The sequence below is a fragment of the Frankia sp. CcWB2 genome, assembly GCF_977927585.1.
Genome location: NZ_CDWRCM010000037.1, coordinates 24,656 through 25,547, shown reverse-complemented (window position 1 = coordinate 25,547; position 892 = coordinate 24,656). Strand labels below are relative to the sequence as shown.

Annotated in this window: 1 protein-coding gene; it reads right to left on the bottom strand. The window is 74.4% G+C overall.

All coding sequences use genetic code 11. From position 1 onward, the window contains the following. Positions 1 to 133 precede the first annotated feature (133 nt). A partial coding sequence (locus tag ACY45C_RS06225; protein WP_462186694.1) for a class I SAM-dependent methyltransferase occupies positions 134 to 892 on the bottom strand: 759 nt, incomplete at its 5' end.

Here is an 892-nt window from a genome sequence, read left to right as displayed (position 1 = left end):
CCGAGGGGATCGGCGAGGCGTCGCCGGTAGGCGTGCCCGAGTGGCGCCGCGGACATCCCGCGAGCGGGCAGGCGGCCCGGGACGTCCGCCAGCAGAGAGCCCGCCAGCAGAGAAGATCAGGCATGCCCGAACCTCACGCCGTCTGGTCGCGGGGCAGCGGCGTGCGCCGCAGGGTGACGGCGACCTGTTCGAAACGCTCCCAGCCGTCGTGGAGCGCGAGCACGTTCGGCGAGAAGACGCCCTGCCCGGTCAGCCCGCGCCGGCTCAGATTGAGGATCCGGTAGCCGGCGGCGGCCAGCAGCGAGACCAGCTCACCGGGATGGTCCCCGGCAGCCCGCCGATCCCGTTCGCCGCGGTGGCCGTTCTCGCCGGGACGGTCTCCGCCGCGGCGGGCGAGGCGGGGCGGCATCGCCAGCAGGAGAGCCGGCCGATGCGCCCGTAGGAGCTCACCGGCGCCGCGCAGCACGTCGAGGCCCTCGGCCTCACCACCGATCCTGACCAGGTCAGGCGGTCGGTGCCGCGCGGCGTAGGCATCGAGGGTGATGGTCGTCGCGCCCGGGATGGGCACGGCGCCCACCGCGGCAGTAGCGCCCACCGCGGCGGTAGACAGGTGGACACCCGAGAGCCGGTTGCGCTCGACCAGGGCCGCGAGCGTCGCCCCGGTGCGCGGTGCTTCCTCGAAGGCATGCACCTCGCCGGCCGCTCCCACCACCCCGGCCGCCCACAGGGTGTAGAGCCCGAGGCCAGCAGCGACGTCATAGCAACAGTCACCGGGGCGCAGAACCGCGTCGAACACCGGCGCGAGCGCCGGTGGCCGATAGCGGGGACCGCTGTAGGCGTTCGCAGAGCCCTGTACCCATCGGGTCAGCCAGCCACGACCGCGCAGGTCGGG